Source organism: Streptomyces sp. NPDC031265 (assembly GCF_055570295.1).
In genome coordinates this window covers 1-19,216 of record NZ_JBVIHM010000044.1, presented here as the reverse complement: position 1 = coordinate 19,216, position 19,216 = coordinate 1, and the positions used below count along the sequence as shown (strand labels likewise).

At 70.0% G+C, this 19,216-nt stretch carries 21 protein-coding genes and 1 pseudogene; 12 read left to right on the top strand and 10 right to left on the bottom strand.

From position 1 onward, the window contains the following. Window positions 1–53: 53 nt before the first annotated feature. Window positions 54–626 (bottom strand): HAD domain-containing protein, encoded by a 573-nt coding sequence (locus ACZ499_RS37420; protein WP_468681333.1) that lies wholly within the window; start codon window positions 624–626, stop codon window positions 54–56. 888 nt (window positions 627–1,514) lie between these two features. Between ACZ499_RS37420 and ACZ499_RS37415 the strand changes: the two genes are divergently transcribed. The 3 genes from ACZ499_RS37415 to ACZ499_RS37405 are packed head-to-tail and all read left to right on the top strand — an operon-like array spanning window position 1,515 to window position 4,367. Further along, window positions 1,515–2,570 carry a FecCD family ABC transporter permease gene (locus tag ACZ499_RS37415; RefSeq protein ID WP_468681330.1) on the top strand — a complete coding sequence of 352 codons (1,056 nt, stop codon included), beginning with the start codon at window positions 1,515–1,517 and terminating at the stop codon, window positions 2,568–2,570. 1 nt (window position 2,571) lies between these two features. Further along, the gene (locus tag ACZ499_RS37410; protein WP_468681370.1) at window positions 2,572–3,357 is read left to right on the top strand and encodes an ABC transporter ATP-binding protein; all 786 of its coding nucleotides are present in this window, start codon (window positions 2,572–2,574) and stop codon (window positions 3,355–3,357) included. An 8-nt stretch (window positions 3,358–3,365) separates the two neighbouring features. Then, a complete protein-coding gene (locus tag ACZ499_RS37405) occupies window positions 3,366–4,367 on the top strand; it encodes an ABC transporter substrate-binding protein (protein WP_468681328.1) in 1,002 nt (333 codons plus the stop codon). Window positions 4,368–5,304: 937 nt separating this feature from the next. On the opposite strand, the gene ACZ499_RS37400 is transcribed toward ACZ499_RS37405, so the two are convergent. Next, the gene (locus ACZ499_RS37400) at window positions 5,305–5,877 is read right to left on the bottom strand and encodes a recombinase family protein (RefSeq protein ID WP_468681368.1); all 573 of its coding nucleotides are present in this window, start codon (window positions 5,875–5,877) and stop codon (window positions 5,305–5,307) included. Between the two features lie 407 nt (window positions 5,878–6,284). Here ACZ499_RS37400 and ACZ499_RS37395 point away from each other — a divergent pair, with 407 nt between their 5' ends. Then, entirely contained in the window at window positions 6,285–6,716 is a 432-nt protein-coding gene (locus ACZ499_RS37395; RefSeq protein ID WP_468681326.1) for an actin depolymerization factor/cofilin- and gelsolin-like domain-containing protein, read from the top strand. A gap of 805 nt (window positions 6,717–7,521) precedes the next feature. Next, window positions 7,522–8,724 carry a DUF4241 domain-containing protein gene (locus tag ACZ499_RS37390; RefSeq protein ID WP_468681324.1) on the top strand — a complete coding sequence of 401 codons (1,203 nt, stop codon included), beginning with the start codon at window positions 7,522–7,524 and terminating at the stop codon, window positions 8,722–8,724. Window positions 8,725–8,829: 105 nt separating this feature from the next. Here ACZ499_RS37390 and ACZ499_RS37385 read toward each other — a convergent pair whose 3' ends face one another. Continuing rightward, window positions 8,830–9,201: a hypothetical protein gene (locus ACZ499_RS37385; protein WP_468681322.1), complete on the bottom strand. Its 372-nt coding sequence runs from the start codon at window positions 9,199–9,201 to the stop codon at window positions 8,830–8,832. A gap of 24 nt (window positions 9,202–9,225) precedes the next feature. Then, window positions 9,226–9,369 (bottom strand): hypothetical protein, encoded by a 144-nt coding sequence (locus ACZ499_RS37380; RefSeq protein ID WP_468681320.1) that lies wholly within the window; start codon window positions 9,367–9,369, stop codon window positions 9,226–9,228. 207 nt (window positions 9,370–9,576) lie between these two features. Here ACZ499_RS37380 and ACZ499_RS37375 point away from each other — a divergent pair, with 207 nt between their 5' ends. After that, window positions 9,577–9,813: a DUF2071 domain-containing protein gene (locus ACZ499_RS37375; RefSeq protein ID WP_468681318.1), complete on the top strand. Its 237-nt coding sequence runs from the start codon at window positions 9,577–9,579 to the stop codon at window positions 9,811–9,813. Between the two features lie 9 nt (window positions 9,814–9,822). On the opposite strand, the gene ACZ499_RS37370 is transcribed toward ACZ499_RS37375, so the two are convergent. The 3 genes from ACZ499_RS37370 to ACZ499_RS37360 are packed head-to-tail and all read right to left on the bottom strand — an operon-like array spanning window position 9,823 to window position 12,477. Then, window positions 9,823–10,854, bottom strand: a complete 1,032-nt coding sequence (locus tag ACZ499_RS37370; RefSeq protein WP_468681316.1) for an NAD(P)/FAD-dependent oxidoreductase — start codon at window positions 10,852–10,854, stop codon at window positions 9,823–9,825. Beyond that, entirely contained in the window at window positions 10,851–11,387 is a 537-nt protein-coding gene (locus ACZ499_RS37365; RefSeq protein WP_468681314.1) for an isoprenylcysteine carboxyl methyltransferase family protein, read from the bottom strand. The genes ACZ499_RS37370 and ACZ499_RS37365 overlap by 4 nt, the downstream gene beginning before the upstream one ends. Before the next feature lie 7 nt (window positions 11,388–11,394). After that, window positions 11,395–12,477, bottom strand: a complete 1,083-nt coding sequence (locus ACZ499_RS37360) for a type III polyketide synthase (protein WP_468681312.1) — start codon at window positions 12,475–12,477, stop codon at window positions 11,395–11,397. A gap of 78 nt (window positions 12,478–12,555) precedes the next feature. On the opposite strand from ACZ499_RS37360, the gene ACZ499_RS37355 reads away from it, so the two are divergent. The 4 genes and pseudogenes from ACZ499_RS37355 to ACZ499_RS37340 all read left to right on the top strand — a co-directional run bounded on the left by ACZ499_RS37355 (window position 12,556) and on the right by ACZ499_RS37340 (window position 15,632). Further along, a complete protein-coding gene (locus tag ACZ499_RS37355) occupies window positions 12,556–13,464 on the top strand; it encodes a UbiA family prenyltransferase (RefSeq protein ID WP_468681310.1) in 909 nt (302 codons plus the stop codon). Window positions 13,465–14,483: 1,019 nt separating this feature from the next. Further along, a complete protein-coding gene (locus ACZ499_RS37350; protein WP_468681366.1) occupies window positions 14,484–14,921 on the top strand; it encodes a phage holin family protein in 438 nt (145 codons plus the stop codon). Continuing rightward, window positions 14,918–15,360: pseudogene (locus ACZ499_RS37345) on the top strand (DUF3618 domain-containing protein). Before ACZ499_RS37350 ends, ACZ499_RS37345 begins: the two are co-directional and overlap by 4 nt. A 5-nt stretch (window positions 15,361–15,365) precedes the next feature. After that, the gene (locus ACZ499_RS37340) at window positions 15,366–15,632 is read left to right on the top strand and encodes a DUF4235 domain-containing protein (protein WP_468681309.1); all 267 of its coding nucleotides are present in this window, start codon (window positions 15,366–15,368) and stop codon (window positions 15,630–15,632) included. Between the two features lie 472 nt (window positions 15,633–16,104). Here the strand turns inward: ACZ499_RS37340 and ACZ499_RS37335 are convergent, their stop codons facing one another. Then, entirely contained in the window at window positions 16,105–16,680 is a 576-nt protein-coding gene (locus ACZ499_RS37335) for an NADPH-dependent FMN reductase (protein WP_468681307.1), read from the bottom strand. A 12-nt stretch (window positions 16,681–16,692) separates the two neighbouring features. Continuing rightward, window positions 16,693–17,280, bottom strand: a complete 588-nt coding sequence (gene yczE, locus ACZ499_RS37330) for a membrane protein YczE (RefSeq protein WP_468681305.1) — start codon at window positions 17,278–17,280, stop codon at window positions 16,693–16,695. A gap of 85 nt (window positions 17,281–17,365) precedes the next feature. On the opposite strand from yczE, the gene ACZ499_RS37325 reads away from it, so the two are divergent. Beyond that, the gene (locus ACZ499_RS37325) at window positions 17,366–17,827 is read left to right on the top strand and encodes a MarR family winged helix-turn-helix transcriptional regulator (RefSeq protein ID WP_468681303.1); all 462 of its coding nucleotides are present in this window, start codon (window positions 17,366–17,368) and stop codon (window positions 17,825–17,827) included. A 239-nt stretch (window positions 17,828–18,066) separates the two neighbouring features. After that, the gene (locus ACZ499_RS37320; RefSeq protein ID WP_468681301.1) at window positions 18,067–18,195 is read left to right on the top strand and encodes a hypothetical protein; all 129 of its coding nucleotides are present in this window, start codon (window positions 18,067–18,069) and stop codon (window positions 18,193–18,195) included. 473 nt (window positions 18,196–18,668) lie between these two features. Here ACZ499_RS37320 and ACZ499_RS37315 read toward each other — a convergent pair whose 3' ends face one another. Further along, window positions 18,669–19,001 (bottom strand): hypothetical protein, encoded by a 333-nt coding sequence (locus tag ACZ499_RS37315; RefSeq protein ID WP_385534359.1) that lies wholly within the window; start codon window positions 18,999–19,001, stop codon window positions 18,669–18,671. Between the last annotated feature and the right edge of the window lie 215 nt (window positions 19,002–19,216).

Here is a 19,216-nt window from a genome sequence, read left to right as displayed (position 1 = left end):
CCTTTGACACGCAGGGTGGAGGGTGTTGCGGTGCAATCACCACACCCCCAAGTTCAGGCTGCAGATACGGAGTCGGCCGCACCCGCGAAGGCCGCCAGCGCAGCGAAGTCATCCTTGAGCAGCCCGAGCCGGGGATCGACGGGGTGCACCAAGGCGGACCCGGGATGGTGAGCGGCGACATATGCCCGGTCCTGGTCGGTGAGCTCGTCGTCCACCCATGCGAAGGCCTGCCCTGCCGCGTAGGCCACCAGCGGCTTTGTCTTCCAGTGCAGCCCGCCGTGCCGCGCTTGGGCGTCCGCCGCGTCGCCGAAATCGACGTAGGACAGGGCGGGCAGGCCCAGCGCCGGGCCGATGAAGGAGTTGGCCTCGCCCATCCAGGTTGTCGCCCACACCAGGGTGAAGCGGTCGGCGAGCGCCAGAAGTGCCGGCCCGTGCCCGGGATTGAGCCAAACCCTCAAGGGCTTACGGCGTGCCACAGGCTTGTGCGCCTGCCGAGCCTCCCAACTCGGCGGCATCATCCGATGCGTGGTGTACCCGGCGGGGCGTCGGTGTGGCTTGGCCGCGTACGGGTTGAGCGGGCCGTCCACATCGAGGAAGCACAGCGGACCGGCAGTCGAACTGTTCACGGCGACCTCCGTACGTCCCCCGCCGTTGATCGGCGTGACATGACCATAACGATAGTGCTCCGTTCAAGTCCTCTCGGTTCCCCGCTTCCGACACGGCAGCCGAGGCCGTCTTCGACACCCGTCAAACGAGGAACCGGAGCGCGCGGCACCGTGCACGTGGCGGTCAGGTGGGTGCGGCAGCTTCGCCCCTTTCCTTGACGGCGGCCAGGAGGCGGCTGATCGAACTGATCGCGTCATGCCGCCCGGCAACACCCCACTTCGAGGGGCCGGCTCCCAAGGGCCATTGCGTGAAGTGGACCTCTCAGGGTCCGCGCTGGTCCGGTATGCGATCGCGATATGCGCGCCAGGCACCGAAGGCCCAGTGGGCGGGGCCCGCGGTGAGGCACGCCGCGGGCCCCGTTTGACGCGGTCCTCGACCGGGTGCGCGAGACCGCCGGCGCCACCCTGCCCCTGGTGTGGGCCCGCCGTACGTTTGGGGCCCTGCTCCAGGCGGGTTGGGAGGGGCGGCCAGGGGGACGACACACCGCGCCACGAACCGGTCGACGCCATCCTCGCCACCCTCATCCAGGGCGTCTTCACCGCCGCCGAATGCACGACGCATAACCCATCGGCCGCATACGCCGTCCGCAAACACACCGCGCGCGGCGTTTGTTAGGCTCCCTTCGTCTCCTGTGGGGGAAGTCCGGTGGGATTCCGGCGCTGACCCGCAACGGTGTGCACGGCTGCCCCGACGGCCTCCGTGCGAGCCCGATCGCCCGTGGGGGGCCTGCGACCCGCTGACTGCTCGCCGTGGACTGCGAGAGGGGACCGCGCGGTCGGACCACGGCCGTACGGGCTGTCTCCTGTGTGCCGTCCAGCAGGCGGCCCATGTGAAGGACGGTCCCCACCGTGCGCCGAAGTACGGCCCCCAGCCGGATACCCGTGCTGCCGCTCAGCCTCGGCCTTGGGCTCTTACTCGCGGCGTCGCTCGTGTGCGGCGTCGGGCTCGGAGCCGCCGACGTCGACTGGGCGGACACCCTCCGCTTCCTGTGGGCCGGACTGACCGGCGGAACTGTGGCGGCGGCCGACGCGGCCTCGTACACCATCGTCTGGGAGATCCGCCTGCCGAGAGTGCTGCTCGGCGCGGTCGTCGGGGCGGGCCTCGCGGGCGTCGGTGTTGCTGTGCAGGCGATGGTCCGCAACGCGCTGGCCGACCCGTTCGTCCTGGGCATCTCCTCCGGGGCCGCCGTGGGCGCCAACGCCGTCATCCTGCTGGGGGCGTTCGCCGGGCTCGGGGTGTGGGCGCTGTCCGTCTCCGCGTTCCTCTCCGCGCTCGCGGCCATGGTCCTGGTGTACGCCGTGGCCCGCTCGTCCCATGGACTGACGCCGCTGCGGCTGATCCTGACGGGCACGGCCCTGGCGTACGGCTTCGAGGCCATCACCACCGTCATGGTGTTCGGCGCGGCCCGCGGCGAGGCCGCCCGGTCCGCGATGATGTGGCTGCTGGGCAGTCTGGGCGGGGCGACCTGGGCGCAGTTGCCGATTGCCGCCGTGACCGTGGCGGCCGGGTGGGTCTGGCTGCGGTGGCGGGCCGAAGCGCTCAACGCGCTCGCCATGGGGGACGAGACCTCGGCCGCGCTGGGCGTGCCGCCCTCGCGGCTGCGCCGGGAGCTGTTCCTCGTGACCGCCGCCGTCACCGGGACCGTCGTCGCGGTCAGCGGGGCCATCGGGTTCGTCGGGCTGATGGTGCCTCATGTCGTACGGATGGTGGTGGGCGCCGACCACCGGCGCGTCCTGGTGATCGCGCCCCTCGCGGGTGCGGTGCTCCTCCTCTGGGCCGACGTGCTGTCCCGACTGCTGCTCGCCCCTACCGAACTGCCCGTAGGGGTGATCACCGCGGTGGTCGGTGTGCCCGCGTTCGTCATGCTGATGCGGCGGGGCGGCCATGCGTTCGGAGGTCGCTGACGTGCGGATCGACATCGACGGCGTGACGGTCGAGGCCGCTCGTACCCGGCTGGTCGACGACGTCCGGCTCACCGCGGACAGCGGGGCGTTCGTCGGGCTCGTCGGCCCCAACGGCAGCGGGAAGTCGACGCTGCTGCGCACTGTGTACCGGGCGCTGCGGCCCGCCGGGGGAGCGGTCCGGCTCGACGGCGAGGACCTGCACGCCATGGATCCCCGGGCCGCCGCCCGCGTGCTGGCGGCGCTGCCGCAGGAGTCCTCGGCCGACTTCGACTTCACGGTGGCCGAGGTGGTCGCCATGGGACGGCTGCCGCACCAGGGCCGTACGGCGGCCTCGGACCGCGAGATCTGCGAGCGGGCCATGGAGCGCACCGGCGTCGCCCACCTCGCCGACCGCGGCATCCTCGGTCTGTCCGGCGGAGAGAAGCAGCGGGTGCTCATCGCCCGCGCGCTCGCCCAGCAGCCGCAGGTGCTCGTCCTTGACGAACCCACCAACCACCTCGACATCGCCCACCAGCTGGACGTCCTGTCCCTGGTCCGCGAGAGCGGGGTGACTGTGCTGGCCGCGCTGCACGACCTCAACCTCGCCGCGGCCCACTGCGACCTGCTGTACGTCATCGACGGGGGCCGGATCGTGGTCTCCGGGCCCCCGCACGACGTCCTCCAACCCGAGCTGCTCGCCGAGGTGTTCGGCGTCCGCGCCCATCGCGTACGGCATCCCCTCACGGGCGCCGTCCAGCTCCTGTTCGACCTGCTTCCCACCCCCAGGCCCACCCGGCCCACACCGTAAGGACGCCCATGCGCAAGCTGCTCGCCGCCGCCCTCTGCCTCTTCGTGACCACCGGTTGCGGCGCGTCCGTCGAGCGGTCCGAGTCCGAGGACACCAAGTCCGCGGCGGTCACCCTCACCAACTGCGGCCGCGAGGTGACCTACGACAAGGTCCCGGAACGGGTCGTCACCAACGACGTCGGCATCACCGAACTGATGCTGGCCCTGGGCCTTGAGGATCGGATGGCCGGCTTCGCCATGCCCGACGACAAGGGCGACCTGAGCGGCGTGCCCTGGAAGGGCGGCTACGACAGGGTCAAGTGGCTCTCGAAGGACCAGCTCACCAAGGAGAACGTCCTGGACGCCCGGGCCGACCTCGTCTTCGCCGGGTGGAGCTACGGCTTCCGCGAAGACGGCGGCTTCACCCCCGACGCGCTGCGCAAGCTCGGCATCCCCTCATACGTCCTCACCGAGTCCTGCCGCAACAGCCGTACGAAGTCCTCGCGGGGCATCATGCCGCCGCTGGACGCGCTCTACACGGACCTGACCAACCTGGGCAAGCTCTTCGGCGTCGAGGAGCGGGCCGCCCGGCTGATCGCCGACTTCAACAAGCGCGTCGCGGACGTGCGGGCCAAGGCCCCCCGGGGCGCCGGCCGGCCCACGGTCTTCCTCTACGACAGCGGCCGCGACCAGCCCTTCACCTCCGGCCGCTACGCCGCTCCGGAGCAGATCATCACCGAGTCCGGCGGCGTCAACGTCATGCACGACGTGGCGGACTCCTGGACCACGGTGGGCTGGGAGAGCGTCGTCCAGCGCAACCCCGACGTGATCCTCATCTGTGACTACGGCGATGTGAGCGCCGAGGCGAAGAAGGAGTTCCTGCTCTCCTACGCTCCCCTGCGGGACGTCTCCGCGGTCAAGAACCGGCGCATCTTCACGCTCGGCTACGCCGACCTGGTGGAGAGCCCCCGCAACCCGTCGGCGATCGCCCGCTTCGGCGCGTATCTGCGGGAGGTGGCGGGGAAGCGGTGACGGCGGCCCGCACCTATGCGGCCCACATGTGCTGATCTTCTCGGAGAACGCCGTGTCGCGAGGGACGACCGGTTCGGGAGCCTCCCCTGGACCGCTGTTGAAACCGACGGGCGACGGCATTCAAAGTCAGGCTGGTCGGTTTAGGGTGGCCGTGTGTTCAATCGGCTCGCAATAACCGTGTCGCCACCGGGACCTCGGTGGCCTTGTCAGGTGCGGTTCTGGGTGGATGGCTGCGATGTGGTGGAAGCAGCGGTCCACGAGGGTGGGCGTGGACCGTTCGCGATGGACGTCCTGCGGACGGATCGGCCCAGTCCGCTTGTGGCATCCCGCGTAGCCCGCCGCCTGAGGCTGGGCGAACCCGAGTGCACCGGCGGCTGCTGCGGGTATCTGTCCGCTGTGGTGCAACGCTGCGGAGGACTGGTGGTCTGGTCCGGCTGGGAGGGGCCGTACCGGGATCGGTTGCCGCTGGATTTCCACTTCGACGCGGAGCAGTACGACGCGGAGCTGACCCGTGCTGTCGCGGACCGGCGGTGGGATATCCACCCAGACCCCACTCGGCGCTTGTCAGCCAGAGCTGACGACACGGGGCTCTGAGAAGCTCTATGGCGTCCTTGCGCGACAAGCGAGCGGGATGATGATGCAGGACCTCGGCCGGGTTGTCGCGGTGCTCCGGTCCCTGCAGTCCATCCGGCTCAGCTGAGGGACGGGATCGGCGGCGCCGCGTAGGGCGGAGGCAGACGGCAGGATCGGCGCCTGGTGCGCGCGCCGGTCAAGGGTGAGGTTCACCCTGCCCCATGAATTGGCTGATGCCTTCCACGACTCTGCATCCCGCATCGCCCCAACGAGCACATCGCGGCCGTGGCGGAGCGTGCGGACACAGAGCGCGTTCGCCAGACAGCCCGCTGGCTGGTCCGATACGGGACCGATCGATGTTCGGTCACTGTCGGGCTTGCCCTGCTCGCTGCCGTATCGGATTTCCGGGCATTGGCGGTCCGCCAGGGTGGCCGCCGCAGTACATGCCGGATCTGCCGCGGCGGAGCCTCAACACGCAGGCGGTGCTGGGCGGCAGTCCGTCCGGCGGCCTCGCTCCGGTTGTGCGAGGGATACCACCGATACCGGCAAGATCTCTTGTGGCTGCGGCGCACGTCGCCGTCCAGGCGGCGAGGTGCCCGGCGCCCGAAGCAGGCGGGTTCGCCGTTTTCTGGACCAGAGGTCGTAGGAACCCGCGCGTGAGTGCGTCATCGGCAGCTCTGAGCGTGGTGGGTTCGTGGTCGAGCAGGCTGGGCGAGTAGTCCGTTGGACGTGTCAGTGACAACGGGTGGCGGGCGATGAGGTCCATGGCGGAGAACGCGCCGTCGTGGATGCGCAGGGCGAGGCGGCTCTGGTGCAGGACGTTGAGCACGTCGAGGATGTGCTGGGTGCCGCGTACGAGGCGGAACATCTCGGAGATGTGCACGGTGTCGCCCGGCCGCGCGCACGTCAGCAGGTCGCCGAACTTCGGGCGCTCCAGCGGATGGAGGCGCCGCCCTCTTCCAGCCTGCGAGCCAGGCGGTCAGTCGCTCCGCCTCTTTGGGGCAACCGACGGAATTTCGTTGACCAGCCGTAACGTGGCTTCCGCCCGGTTGGATTCCCGCTCAGGAGTGCCCACGTTCCCGCTCCTGAGCGTCGGCGCTGGCGCGAACTGTTCTGTTGCACGGAACCTTGAGCGTTCTCACTGAAGGTTGAGTGGATCACTGCCCGTACGGCCACGACCGATGCCGGAGCCGGTAGGTAGCCGATCACGAAAAAGCGGGAGAGCGGCTTTACCCGATCGAGTGTTCTTTGGTGACTCGGGGGGAGATCTCGCCCGGTGATCACGACACTTTGGGCATGTCTGACCCGACATGAGCCCTGAAGTCAACCTGTAGGAGGAAACCGATGGCGGTGCCTGACCATGAGATCAAACCCACGTACGAAGCGATCAGGGCGGGCGACCTTACGTGGGCCGTCTTCGCCTACGGCGGCCCCGGTCAGCTCACCGTCGATCACGTGGGCGTGGACTCGGACTACGACGCCTTCTGCGGCCGGTTGGCGCCCGACGACGCCAATGCGGGTGTCATGCTCCCGCAATACGAAACTGATGTGCGTTTCGCTTACCGCCGCTTCGAAGCTGAGGAAATCGGCTCTGAGCGCGCCAAGTACGCCTTGTTCGTCTGGTCCCCGGCGTACACGGAGTATCGCGAGAAGAGCAAGCTCCTGCGCGACAGGATGGAGCTCCAGCTGATCGTGCTGCACTTCGACGCCGAGGTCCGGGCCTCCCAGAGGGATGACCTCGCCCACGCCAAGGTCGTTGCCCAGCTCGGAAACTGACAACGACCGAGCCCGGTCTGCACCCGGATTGCCCCGGGGTACAGACCGGGCCCGGTTCGTTCGGTGGAGCTCGTGGTCAGCCGGTGTCCGCGAAGAAGCGTCACCGTCGCCCACGCCCGGGCAGCCCCGAGCGCGGCAGCCCAAGCCCTGCGCCGTGCGGCGCCCCACCGCTTCACCCTCAGCCCAGGCAACGACGTCCTCACACACAGATGACCTGGCTCCACCCCGCCGACCACAACCTGGCCTGGAGCAAGCCCCGCCTTCCCCTGGAACGCGACGCCCTCACCGGCCTCGACGCCACGACGCTCTTCCACGCGCACGACGAGGAAGCGCCTCCCCCCGCGACCGGGACCCACCGGAGTGGGCCGCCGCTATCGCGGGCCTCATCGATTCTGGCCTCCTCATACCCACCGAGGGTTACAGTCGACGGCCTACGGCCTCCGCAAGATCCGCGACATCCCCGCCGTCGAGTCGCCGACCACTGACACCACCACGTCGGCCGACACGAACTACGGCGCTCGAACCTGCCACTCAACCTTCAGTGAGAACGCTCAAGGTTCGGTGCGACAGGACACGAACGCACGCATCACCGATGGGGCCCGCCGAACCGACTGTGTTTCGTCACCTGGGGCGGCCCATTACGTCGGTGACCCCAGGTTGCTGGCCTCCACGATCCTGTGTGTCACACCTCAGTGGCAGACTGGCGGCACAACGAAGCTTCGGAAGGGCAGGGCGTTGCGGCAGGGTAACCCGTCGAGCGCCGCTGCTCGGGGGTGGCTGGTGCCACGGGGGGAGATGCGCGGCTGTGATCTTCGACAGTCTTGATGTGTCGTACGGCGAGATGTGGGGTTCCTATCGGGGAATGACCCATCCGGACCCGATGTCGCGCGCGCTCGCGGCACGCAAGCATGCTGCCGGGATGGATTACGCGGTTCTGCTGTCCGCGTGGGAGCGACCGCTGGCACTGGTCGAATACTGGCCGCGCCGGATGTGGCGCGTGTATCTGTTCGACGACAGGTCCTGGTGCATGCAGATGATTGACCTCAAGCCGCACAGCACGGGGATGTTGCTGGCTCAGCGGAACACCCGATGGCAGTTTTCCAACGAGCAGGAGTACTCGTCCTCGAAGTGGAATGTTCAGGAGACCACGACCGTCTCGGCCGACGGGCAGGTCGAGGTGAGGTCCGAGTTCGCCGGGCCGAGGGGGGCGTCGACGGAGCCACTGCACGCTCGAACATCCGGCCCGTCGAGCGTCCCCGTGCGGCGGTTCGCGGCGCCCGTCGAAAGCTTCCTCTGCCCCGTACCGGAATTCGGCGACTGGCAGGTGTTCGCGCCGCTCCTCGCCCAGCAGGGCCACGAGCCCGCCACGACCGTAGTCCTGAGCGACGTGTCGGTGGACGAAGGGTCCGGACCGCTGCGCGCCACCGGAATTGAGAAACTGTTCAGTCCGGGTGCGTGCGACACTCCGGAGGGGCCGGCCGTCGTCGAGCCCGTTGACGCCGGCGTGCTGCGGATCACGTCAGGGCAGCTGGCGGTCTCGGACCCCGGCTGGATCAGAGACCCGCGGACCGTCGCTGTGCCACCGGGCGAGTTCCCGGTCACGCTGTCGCTATTGCGCACGGCACGCGGGGCCGGCGTCGCCGCGGCCAGGGTGACGTTCGTGGACATCTCGCCCCGCGAGTGGGAAATGGTCCTCCGGCCCGACGAGGACCTCGGGCTGCTCGGCGAGGGCCAGTTCTACGGGGTTGGCGTGGATACCGGCACAGCGGCTTTCATGGATGCGACTCGGACGGTGATCGAAGACCAGCTGGACGAGGACCTGTTCATACCCCTCGACAGCCAATTCAGCGTCGAACTGCCCAGCACGGAGCCCGAGCCGAACCTCATCGCCTTCCGTGCCGGCCGGGGCGACGGGGCCTACCCCGTCTGGATCGGCCGCACCGATGACGGACAGGTTGGTTGCGTCGTGGTCGACTTCCAGCTCCATTCCGCCGACGGGGGAGAGTAGGGAAGCGCTGAACCGCACCCAGGACCATCACGTTCTGCTACATGACGGGTGGCGGCAGCTATACGAGAACGCGGCCTGGTCGGTGAGGTGACCCGGAAGAGCTGGCTAGACCCAACCCTCGTCGAGGTAGATCGTCCAGGACTCTCTCACTGCCTTGTCAAGTGCGACCAAAACCGCAACCTCCGCGATGGCTGCCGGTGCGTCGGACAACCGCAACGGGAAGTCCGGGACACGGTTCCGCGTGTAGGTCGGCAACTCGCCGTTGCAGCGGAAAGCGTGGAGCGGCAGGGGATCAAGGTTGAACCAGGAAGGGCGGTGTTCCTCCGCCCACGCGGCTGCGGCGTCGACGCAGTCCACATGCGCCAGCAGGTGCTCGGGGGCAGGCCCGCCGCTGAACTGCACCAGGAAGCCCTCGGCGTCGACTGCCCACCGGTCCCAGGTGAATCCAGGGCGAGGGTGCCGCAGGATCGTCGCCATGCCGCCACCGTACCTAGGCCATGGTCAACGAGGAATCGAGCCGGCTCGGTGAGGGTGGGCGGCGTAGAGGTACTTCATAGCCGTGGTGGTGGAGATCCCGAAGACACGGATGAGGTGGACGGGGTCCTCCGTGTCGCGTGCCTCGTCCAGAATCCGGTCGGCTCGCACAGCGCGCAATGTGACCCCGCTGGGGGCGAAGCAACCCGCTCGCACTCCAGTTATCGCGCCGCGGAGTCGGCGACGGTGGCCGTGTCGCTGCTGGCTGTGAAGGGCGGTACGGCGGAGCATGGGGCCAGTGACCGGAGGGCTGATCGAGGTGCTCCTGGTGGCTGAGTCCGTGGGCAGGACCGGTTTGTGAGCTTGGAGAAGGTGTTGATGAGGACGCCGCCCCGACGTGTCCCTGGCGCCGTCGCCTTCCCGCTGTTGACCATGCGGTGGGAGCAGCTCGCGATGGTGCACTGGAGGTACGAGGCCGAGGCCGTCCAGCGCCTGCTGCCCGGGGGACTGGTCGTGGATCGGTTCGAAGACCGGGCCTGGGTCAGCCTGACGCCGTTCATGATGTCGTCCGTCCGCGGCCTGGGGGTCGTGCCGCTGCTTCCCCCTGCCTTCTGACGGCGACGGTCAGGCGAGCAGGTTCACGGCGCTCTGGAACAGGCCGGGGAACCGGGCAGCTGCCGGGGTGACCATAGGCGCCAGCTGCGGCTGATTCCGGATCCAGAGGAGGGAGCTGGTCAGGAGACGGTAGCTGCGAGACAAGCGACACCAAGCGCGTTCATATGCCTGCGGGCGGCCCTCGCGAAGACAACGTACGAGGGCGTCCGCCGCGGTCAGGGCGAGAGTCAGGCCCTCGCCTGTCAGCGCGTCGACGTATCCTGCGGCGTCGCCCACGAACAGCACTCGGCCTGCCACCCGGGAACGGGCTTGCTGGCGCAGCGGCCCGGCGCCCCTGACCGGTGTCCTGTCGGCCGTGAGAAGTCGGCTGGCCAAGAGGGGGAAACGGGCCAGCTGGTCGTCGTAGGGCAGTTGGCGTGAGGTGAGGATGGCGACGCCGACCTGCCGCGGTCCGAGCGGAGTGACGTACGCCTCGCAGTCGGCGGCCCAGTGCACCTCGACCAAATCGGTCCATGGCTCGACGCCGTAGTGGCGCCGCAGACCGTACCGGAGCGTGCGCCGCCGGGTGGCGGCCGGTCGCTCGGTCAGGCCGAGCGACCGTCGGGTGGGGGAGTGCAGTCCGTCGGCCGCCACGAGATAGCGGGCGGTGATGCCGTCAGCGGTCACGTAAGCGTCGGACTGAGCCACCTGGCGAACGCGGTGCGGGATGACCGGAACGCCGAGTTGGGCGGCGCGGGCGGTGAGTGCCTCGTGCAGCACGGTCCGGCGGGTGCCGAGACCGGGTCCCATGGGGAATCGGGCTTCGGCGCGTCGGCCACCGGTGGCGTCGAGGTAGCGGATGCCTTGGAGGTGTTGGCCGGGCACATTCACGTCGAGGGCTTTCAAGGCGCGCACCGCCGAGGGCATCAAACCCTCTCCGCATGCCTTGTCGACGGGCGAAGGGCGCGGCTCGGCGACCATGACGTCGAAGCCGCATTGCACTGCGTGGATCGCGGCGGCCAGGCCCGCCGGGCCGCCGCCGACGATGAGGAGGTCGATCACGACGCGTCACCGGGGCAGGAGAGGGCCCGTGACGGCGCCAGCGCGGCGTTCTCGCAGCGGATGCGCACGGTCAGCAGTGTCGCGTTCAACAGCGTGAAGGCCAGGGCGGTCAGCCAGGCGGTGTGTACCAGGGGGAGGGCGATGCCCTCGGCGACGACGGCCACGTAGTTGGGGTGCCGCAGGTACCGGTAGGGGCCGGAAGTGATCAGAGGAAGGTCGGGGACGATCAGCACGCGGGTGTGCCAGCGGGGGCCGAGGGTGCTGATGCACCACCAGCGCAGCGCTTGCGCGGCCAGCGTGAGGCCGAGGGCGGGCCAGCCGAGCAGCGGCAGGAAGGGCCGGTCGGCCGCCCAGGGCTCGACGAGGCAGCCTAGGAGGAACGCGGTATGCAGGCCGACCATTGCCGGATAGTGCCCGGCACCGTGCTCACGGCCGCCCAGGGCTCGGCTCCAGGCGCCGTTGCGTCGCGCCACGGCGAGTTCCGCGAACCGCTCGGCGACGACCAGCAGGACCAAGAGGGTGTACGGCGTCACGGGACTCTCACCAGGCCAGGAGTACGAGTTCGGACGAGAAGCCGGGCCCGAAAGCGATCATCAGTCCAGTCGTTCCGGGTGGGGGCTGATCGTTCTGCGTGTCCTTGAGGATGTGCAGCACCGACGCGGAGGACAGGTTTCCGTGGGCGGCGAGCGCGCGGCGGCTTGCCGCGAGGGCCGAGTCCGGAAGGCCGAGTTCATCGGCGAGCGCGTCCAGGATCCTGGGGCCGCCCGGGTGGCAGATCCATGCCGTGACGTCCGCGGGCTTGAGGTCGTGTCCGGCGAGGAAGGACTCGACCTCCTCGCTCACATGCAGCCTGACGAGCTCGGGGAGTTCCGGACCGAGCACCAGGCGGAAGCCCCAGTCGCCGACGTCCCAGCCCAACAGGTGCTCGCTCCCCGGATACAGGCGGCTCCGTGCCGCCATGACCGTCGGCACGGAGGATCCGAACCGGCGCGATGGCGTACGTGAGGGCGTACGGGAAGGGTCACTGCCGACGGCCACGAGTGCGGCGACCCCGTCCCCGAACAGACTGCCCGCCACCAGGTTCGCCATCGACATGTCGGCGCGCTGCAAGGTGAGCGAGCATAGTTCGGTGGACAGAAGAAGCGCTGTGCTGCCCGGCCGGCTGTCGAGGAAGTCGTGGATGCGGGCCAGTCCGGCGGCGCCCGCGGAGCACCCGAGCCCGAACAGGGGCGTGCGCTTGACGTCGGGCCGCAGGCCTGTCCGTGCGGCCAGCCGCGCCTCCAGGGAGGGGGTCGCGATACCGGTCACGGTCGTCGAGACGATCAGGTCGACGTCCTGCGGGCGCACACCGGCATCGTCGAGTGCCCGCTCGACGGCTTCAGCGCCCAGGGTGGTGGCCAGTTCGACGAAGATGCGGTTGGTCTCGCCGAAGGTGCCGAGATCACGGTAACGGTCGAGGGGCAGAGCGAGATGACGGCTCTCCACGCCGGCCGCCGCGTGCAGCCGACGCACGAGTTCCCCGTCGGATCCGGGCGGCAGGCCGGCGACGAGGTCTTCGGTGATCTCGTGTTGCATATAGCGGTGCGGCGGGAACACCGTACTCACCGCAAGGACGCGGGTCATTGCTCCAACATAGGGACACTGAGACCTCGGCGCCCTCAACCGGGCGCTCGTGGGCGCGCCGTCGCCTAGCGTGGTGCGATGCCCTCCACGACCGATGAAGGAAACCCCCGCCTCGCCGCCCCGGGTGTTCCCGGCTCGGCACAACACTCGGCCGTCGCGGGCCTTCTGAAGGCGAGCCACCCGATGCCGGCGGCGGCGGTGACAGTCCTCGCAGCGCTGCTGTCCGCTGCGTTCGGGCTGCACTTCGCCTCTGCGGCCACGGCAGTGGCCGCGGTCATCGCGGGCCAGTTGTCGATCGGCTGGTGCAACGACCGGCTGGACCTGCGGCGCGACCGGGCTGCCGGACGTCGGGACAAACCCCTGGCCACGGGGGCTGCTAGGCCCGCCACGGTGGGCACGGCGGCCTGTGCGGCCCTACTCGTGTGCATCCCGCTGTCGCTGGCCTCCGGGGCCCTGGCCGGCGCGGTACACCTCGGCTGCGTTGCCGCCGGATGGACCTACAACCTGTGGCTCAAACGTACCGTCCTCTCCTGGCTGCCGTACGCCCTTGCCTTCGGCCTGCTCCCCGCGTTCCTGACGCTGACTCTCCCGACCCACCCGTGGCCACCACTGTGGTTGACCGTCGCGGCGGCGCTCCTTGGGACCAGCGCCCACTTCGCCAACGTCCTGCCGGACCTCGAAGACGACATCAAGGGCGGGGTGCGTGGCCTCCCGCAGAGAGTGGGCCGACGCGGATCCGTGGCGTCGGCCGCGATCCTGGCCCTCGTCTCCTGTGTGGTGCTGACGGTCGGTCCGACCGGCCGGGTATCCCTGGCCGGCGCGGGTGTGATCGCGGTGACTGTCGCACTCTGCGTTCTGGCGGCGGCCGGGCCGCCCGCTCTGGTGCGCGGCCGGGGGCCTTTCGTCGTCATCCTGACCATGGCCGGCCTCGACGCCGCACTCCTGGTACTGGGAGGCGCGCCGCCCACTGGACAGGCCTGGCCGTGACCGGAGCCGAGGAGACGGTACGGCGCCGAGCCGAGGGCGGCCCGAACAGGCGGCTCTGCGTGGCGCCCTCCACGCTTGCCCCGACGTCACGGTCACCGTCACCCGCGCCCGCTGACTCCCAGCCCCTGGCCAGGTCTCCTTGCTGGAGTCAGCCCAACAGCCCTATGCCGTCCGCAGCTTCGCGGGCTCCGTGCGCCGGGAGAGGCAGCCGGCGGTCGGGAACGGCCGTGCTGTTGCGTGGTGCCGGGCGGTCCTTCCGTCACGGGCGGGATGCCCGGGCCAGGCCACGATTGCGGACGGGGCGGGCGGAGGACTGCTCTCGCCGCGGGTGCGGTGGTCACTGGTGGTGCCAGGTCGGCTTCGCCGCAGCAGGGCTGTGCGGTGAAGCCGACGTGCCGCTGCACGTGGTCTGCAGGAGAGGCCACGTGCAGCAGCCGTCGCCGGGGCCGAGCCCACACGGCCCCGTGGGGTGCGCGGGGTGGATTCGCCGCTGGCGGGTCCAGCCGAAGGTTGGTTGATCACGTGGAAAGTCCGCTCCCGATCCAACCTCCGCAGAAACGTCTGCCTGTGTGTGGGCCGGCGCGGCACGTGTCAGGGGCGTGCGTGTCAGGCGCCTGCCGGCCCGCTCGGATCTGCTGGGCGGGCCGGCGCCGTGTGCCCCGCAGCCCCACACCGCCGAGCACACCCGGGACAAGCCATCCGGGGCCGCCGCCGCGGCGTCCCAGAGGCGTCACCGTGCCGAGTAACCCGTATGCCGCGGTGTAACCGGCTGCGCCGAGGTTTGTGAAGCGTTGGGTTCAGTGCGTGGCCGCAGGTGGGCTGCCTCCCGCAATGAGGAGACCCTGGTCTGATCATGGTTGCCGTGTGTGCGCCCGGCGGCTTGTGAGGCCGTTCGGACGGTCGTTTTCTGTGCCGACTGCACCACTTGTCCACTGAACTGCGATGTTCGGGGTACTCGTGAGCCATGGGAGGGTCGGGCTCCCCGGCCCGCGGAACGAGAGGGACGGGAGGTGACCGCCATGACGGGCCCGTATCCGAAGGAGGCGGGGGTCGACGACAGCCCGCACCGCACCGGCCAGGAGCCGGTGAGCGAGCTGGTGCGCCGTGCTTCGGAGCAGTTGACGGAGCTGGTGCGCGGTGAAATGCGCCTGGCGACGGCGGAAATGAAGGAGAAGGGCAAACGCTACGGAAAGGGCGGCGGCCTCTTCGGCGGCGCCGGAGTGGTCGGCTTCCTGATGCTGCAGGCACTGGTGGCCACCGTCATCGCGGCGCTGGCCGTGCCGCTGCCCGTCTGGGCTGCGGCGCTGATCGTGACCGTTGTGCTGGGGGCGATCGCCGCGGTGCTGGCCGTCGTCGGAAAGAGGCAGGTCACCCAGGCCGCGCCGCCCGTTCCCGAACGGACGATCGAGAGCGTGAAGGCCGACGTGACCGAGATCAAGGAGAGCGCACAGCGATGACCCAGCCCCACGATGAGCCCACCGACGCCGGGCCCGAGGAACTGCGCGAGCACGTCGAGCAGACCCGCGCCGAGCTCGGCGAGACGGTCGCGGCGCTCGCTGCCAAGGCCGACGTCAAAACCCGTGCCCAGGAAAAGGCCACCGCGGCCAGGGAACAAGCCACGCCAAGGCCGGCGCACTGAAGGCCAAGGCTGCCGACATGGCCCATGAAGCGCAGGACAAGCTGCCTGAGCCGGTCAGGGACAAGGCCTCCCACGCCGCCGAGCGGGCCCGCTCCAAGGCCGCCGAGGCCGGCCGGCTCTGGCATGACACGGCCCCCGAACCGGTACGGCACAAGGCCGCCCAGGGTGCGCGGATGGCTCGTGACAACCGGAGCCTGCTGCTGGCGGCCGTCGGCACAGCCGTGCTGTTGTGGCTGGCCTGCCGCCGGAAGGAGTGACCCGAATGAAGACATCGAAGATCCTCTACAAGCCGGTCGGCCTGGCCCTTGGAGCCGTCAGCGGCGTGGTCGCCAGTGCCCTGTTCAAGCAGGCGTGGAAGACCCTCCGCCACGACGATGACGCCCCCGACGCCACCGACGAGGAGCGCACGTGGAGTGAGGTGGTGCTGGCCGCTGCGCTGCAGGGCGCGATCTTCGCCGTGGTCAAGGCCGCCGTCGACCGCGGCGGAGCCACCGCCACCCGCCGTCTGACCGGCACCTGGCCCGGCTGACCCAGCGACGCAGGGGGTGTCGGCCGGATGTGGATGCCGACACCCTCACTCGCTCCTGAGAAATGGCCCGCCTTGCTCGCGGGAGCGGTCGCTCGGCCGGAACGCCGGGTCCACTGGTCTCCCGGCGACGGTGCCGAGCGCGCCAGGTGCCTGCTCACCGAGCTGGCCGTCCGCTCTCGGAGGCAGGTCGCTGGCGTACCGAGGTGATCACTCTCGCCGCCAGCAGGCACGCTCACCTGCTCCTCCAGTAAGACGGGCTCGCCTGGGGCGAGGTCGCGGCAGCGCTGGTGCAGGGCCTGGGCTCGCTCGCGCTGGGCCACCCGGTGGGGTGCTGTTTCGGGGTGGCGCACGGCGTCCAGGCCGGAGCAGACGGCGTGGGCCTGCCCGGGGTGGAGGCGGGCGTGCTGCTGGTCGTGGACACGGCGATCTCCAGAGCCCACTTGTCCGGGGCGCAGACTCGCCCGAAGGTCACTCATCCCTGGTGAGCGCCTTCGAACGCACGCCTTCCTTTCATCGCGTCGGCGACGGAGTCCAGCACCCCATGGGCTTCCTGGGCAAGCAGGGGTTCGGCGAGGAAGCGGCCTTCCGTATCGCTGCGGTGCTCAATGCCGGGGACCGACAGGGTGGCCGCCGGACGCAGACCGACGCGTGCCAGCACCGGTCGGAGCATTTCAATAGCGGGAGCCCCGCCCGAGGTGCCGGAGCTGTAGCTGATCAGACCCACCGGCTTGCTCTGCCACTCCTTGTGGAGGTAGTCGATGGCGTTCTTCAGCGCGGCGCTGAAGCCGCCGTTGTACATCGGCATCACGAACACAAAGCAGTCGGCGGCGTCGATCGCCGCACTCCAGTCCTTGGTGTGCTGGTGGACATAGCTGCCCGTGGACGGGTGCTCCGGCTCCTCGTGGAAGGGCAGCCGGACCTCGGCCAGGTCGACGAGCGTGGTCTCGAACGCCTGGTGTTCACCGGCGAGTTCGGCGACCCACTGGGCCAGCGGGCGGCCCGCCGAGGCAGGACGGGTGCTGGCCGAGACGACATACAGACGGGACATGGAGTTCATCCTTTACACGACAGGGGATGCGGTCTTGCGGAGCGTGAAGTGGCGGATGGCCGGCTGGGCGAGCGGACCGATCGCCACGGCGAACAGGAGGGTGCCCACGCCGACCGTGCCGCCGAGGAGCCAGCCGCCGGCCAGGACGGCCGCCTCGATGACAGTACGGGCGGCGCGGATCGAGATCCGGTGTGCGGCCAGGCCGGTCATCAGGCCGTCCCGCGGGCCGGGCCCGAGGCCGGCGCCGATGTAGAGCCCGGTGGCCAGCGCGTTCAGCGCGACGCCCACCAGCAGCAGCGGGACACGGGCAGCCAGGGCGCTGGGCTCCGGCAGCAGCCGGAGCGTGGTGTCGGCGGCCGGCCCGACGACCAGGACATTGCAGAGCGTGCCGATGCCGGGGCGGACCCGCAGCGGTATCCAGGCAAGCAGCACCAGGGCGCCCACCGCGTTGACGACCCAGCCGAAGGATAGGCCGGTGCGGTGGGCGATGCCCTGGTGCAGCACATCCCAGGAGGGCACGCCAAGTCCCGCGGCGATCATCAGCGCGATGCTGACGCCGAACAAGTACAGCCCTGAGAACAGGTACAGCGGCCTGGCCACGGAAACTCCCAGATGGTTGACGTGTCATGTATGACGGTACGAGGAGGTGGGTGACACGTCAACCAGATCTGGCTAGGCTGTGGCCATGAACCAAGACCCACGCTGGCTGACGGAGCAGGAACAGCGCGCCTGGCAGGCGTACCGCCGTATGTTTCTGCTGCTCAACGCCCAGCTGTCGCGCGATCTCGGAAAGGACAGCGGACTCTCCGAGCCGGACTACGACGTGCTGTCCAACCTGAGCGGCAGCCCCGACCACCGCCGCCGCATCAGTGAGCTCGCCGACCGGATGCTCTGGTCCCGCAGCCGTCTCTCCCACCATCTGGCCCGGATGCAGCAGCGCGGCCTGGTGACCCGGGAGGAATGCGCGACCGACGGCCGGGGCGCGATCGTCGCGCTCACCGAAGAGGGGCTGCGCACCATCGAGGCCGCGGCGCCGCTCCATGTGGCCTCTGTGCGGCGGCACTTCATCGATCTTCTCGATGCCGAGCAGATCGACGCATTCGCGGGGATCGGCGAGATGGTCGTCGGACGTCTCACCGAAGACTGAGCACCGACCTGGAGGACTTGCTGTCTCGGCAACGGCTTCAAGGCCGCCAAGGAGATGCCGCCAACCAGTGAGAGGCCGCCCGCCCAGAAGCCGTCCGGATCCCGTCTCCTACCTGTGATTCGAAGCGCTCCGCACACCCATCCGCCCGAGCCGCAAACGGAACTACTGCTGCCGATGATGGCTGCGTGGTTGGGCCGCGTTCACCGACGGGATGCCCCTGGCGCTGCTGAGCGGCTCGGGTGGCGGTCGTCGCGGCCGTCGCGGTGGCGTTGCTGCTGCGCCGCGCCGAGCGGTCGGCGCCCGGCTCGCCGGACGGTACGGGCCCCGACGCCACCGTGCTGCCGCTGGCTCAGCGCTCCTCGCACTGAGCGCCAGGGGCCGGGGTCCGGTCCGACCAGGGCCGCCGCACCGCCGAACCGGCCGCCGTCACCCCACGGCGGCCAGTCGGCGCCCCGGCTGGACCGCCCGGCGGGCAGCAACCGATGAGTCCCGCACCCGCCCATAGAGAGCCTGTCCAGGAGCGACCGCCGTCTGGCACAGGTCGCACAGGGCAGGAAGCGCGGAGTCCTCGCCCGCGGCGGCACGGTCCATCACGCACCCACCCGTTCGGCGCGGCTGCGGACAACCGGCCAAGACTCACACACGATCCAGGACCATCCCGCCCAACACGCCACCGGCGGCGTGCCGCATCACGCCAGGCGCCGTACCCCGGAGCTGGAGGCGCCGCCCACCGATGCCCCGGCGAACAGCAGGGCGAGCCGGCGCCGCTGAGCCGGTGCGAACAACTGCGTGGGGCACCGTCATGGCGACGGCGCCCCGCGCCGCGTTCCAGGTCCTGCCGCTATGACTCGCCGGAAGCGGCGCGTTCGCCCTGTACGTACGGGTCCAACTCGACGTCGTAGGTGCCCGCGTGGCCGGCCAGCTGTTCCACGATGCGTTCCCACTCAGCGAGCTCGGCGACCCGGCGTCCGCCGTCCGGCTCGGCCGACGGCTCCCCGATGCCCTCCGGCGCCGGGCTGTCCGCACGCGCGGCCAGCCGGTGGAACGCGCTGGCCGCCTCATGATGGGTCATTCCCTGGGCCTGGCGACGTACTGCCGCCCGCCCCGCGTGCTCGGCCTCGGTGGGCCCCTCCTCCGCCGACTCGGGGTGCGGCAGCGGCTGTTGGTACGTCATCGGCTCTCCTCCTTCTGCGCGGACACGGCGACGCGCCAACGCCGCCTCGCTCCCGTGCCCTACCCCCATCCTCCCCGGATACGTCAGGGCTCCGGCCCGAAGGCGGTCAGGGCGTTCCCCCTAGGGCGTGTTTCGAAAGTCCCGTCTGCCCGGCGGCGTCTGGCACGCACGCTCGCCGCGTTGTCGGGATCGCCCCGATACAACCAGTATCGGGG

Excerpts from the sequence above, each read along its gene's own strand:
- ACZ499_RS37405 (WP_468681328.1), top strand. The coding sequence starts at position 3,366 with ATGCGCAAGCTGCTCGCCGCCGCCCTCTGCCTCTTCGTGACCACCGGT.
- ACZ499_RS37395 (WP_468681326.1), top strand. The coding sequence starts at position 6,285 with ATGGCGGTGCCTGACCATGAGATCAAACCCACGTACGAAGCGATCAGG.
- ACZ499_RS37385 (WP_468681322.1), bottom strand. The coding sequence starts at position 9,201 with ATGGCGACGATCCTGCGGCACCCTCGCCCTGGATTCACCTGGGACCGG.
- ACZ499_RS37375 (WP_468681318.1), top strand. The coding sequence starts at position 9,577 with ATGAGGACGCCGCCCCGACGTGTCCCTGGCGCCGTCGCCTTCCCGCTG.
- ACZ499_RS37360 (WP_468681312.1), bottom strand. The coding sequence starts at position 12,477 with ATGACCCGCGTCCTTGCGGTGAGTACGGTGTTCCCGCCGCACCGCTAT.
- ACZ499_RS37355 (WP_468681310.1), top strand. The coding sequence starts at position 12,556 with ATGCCCTCCACGACCGATGAAGGAAACCCCCGCCTCGCCGCCCCGGGT.
- ACZ499_RS37350 (WP_468681366.1), top strand. The coding sequence starts at position 14,484 with ATGACGGGCCCGTATCCGAAGGAGGCGGGGGTCGACGACAGCCCGCAC.
- ACZ499_RS37340 (WP_468681309.1), top strand. The coding sequence starts at position 15,366 with ATGAAGACATCGAAGATCCTCTACAAGCCGGTCGGCCTGGCCCTTGGA.
- ACZ499_RS37335 (WP_468681307.1), bottom strand. The coding sequence starts at position 16,680 with ATGTCCCGTCTGTATGTCGTCTCGGCCAGCACCCGTCCTGCCTCGGCG.
- ACZ499_RS37325 (WP_468681303.1), top strand. The coding sequence starts at position 17,366 with ATGAACCAAGACCCACGCTGGCTGACGGAGCAGGAACAGCGCGCCTGG.
- ACZ499_RS37315 (WP_385534359.1), bottom strand. The coding sequence starts at position 19,001 with ATGACGTACCAACAGCCGCTGCCGCACCCCGAGTCGGCGGAGGAGGGG.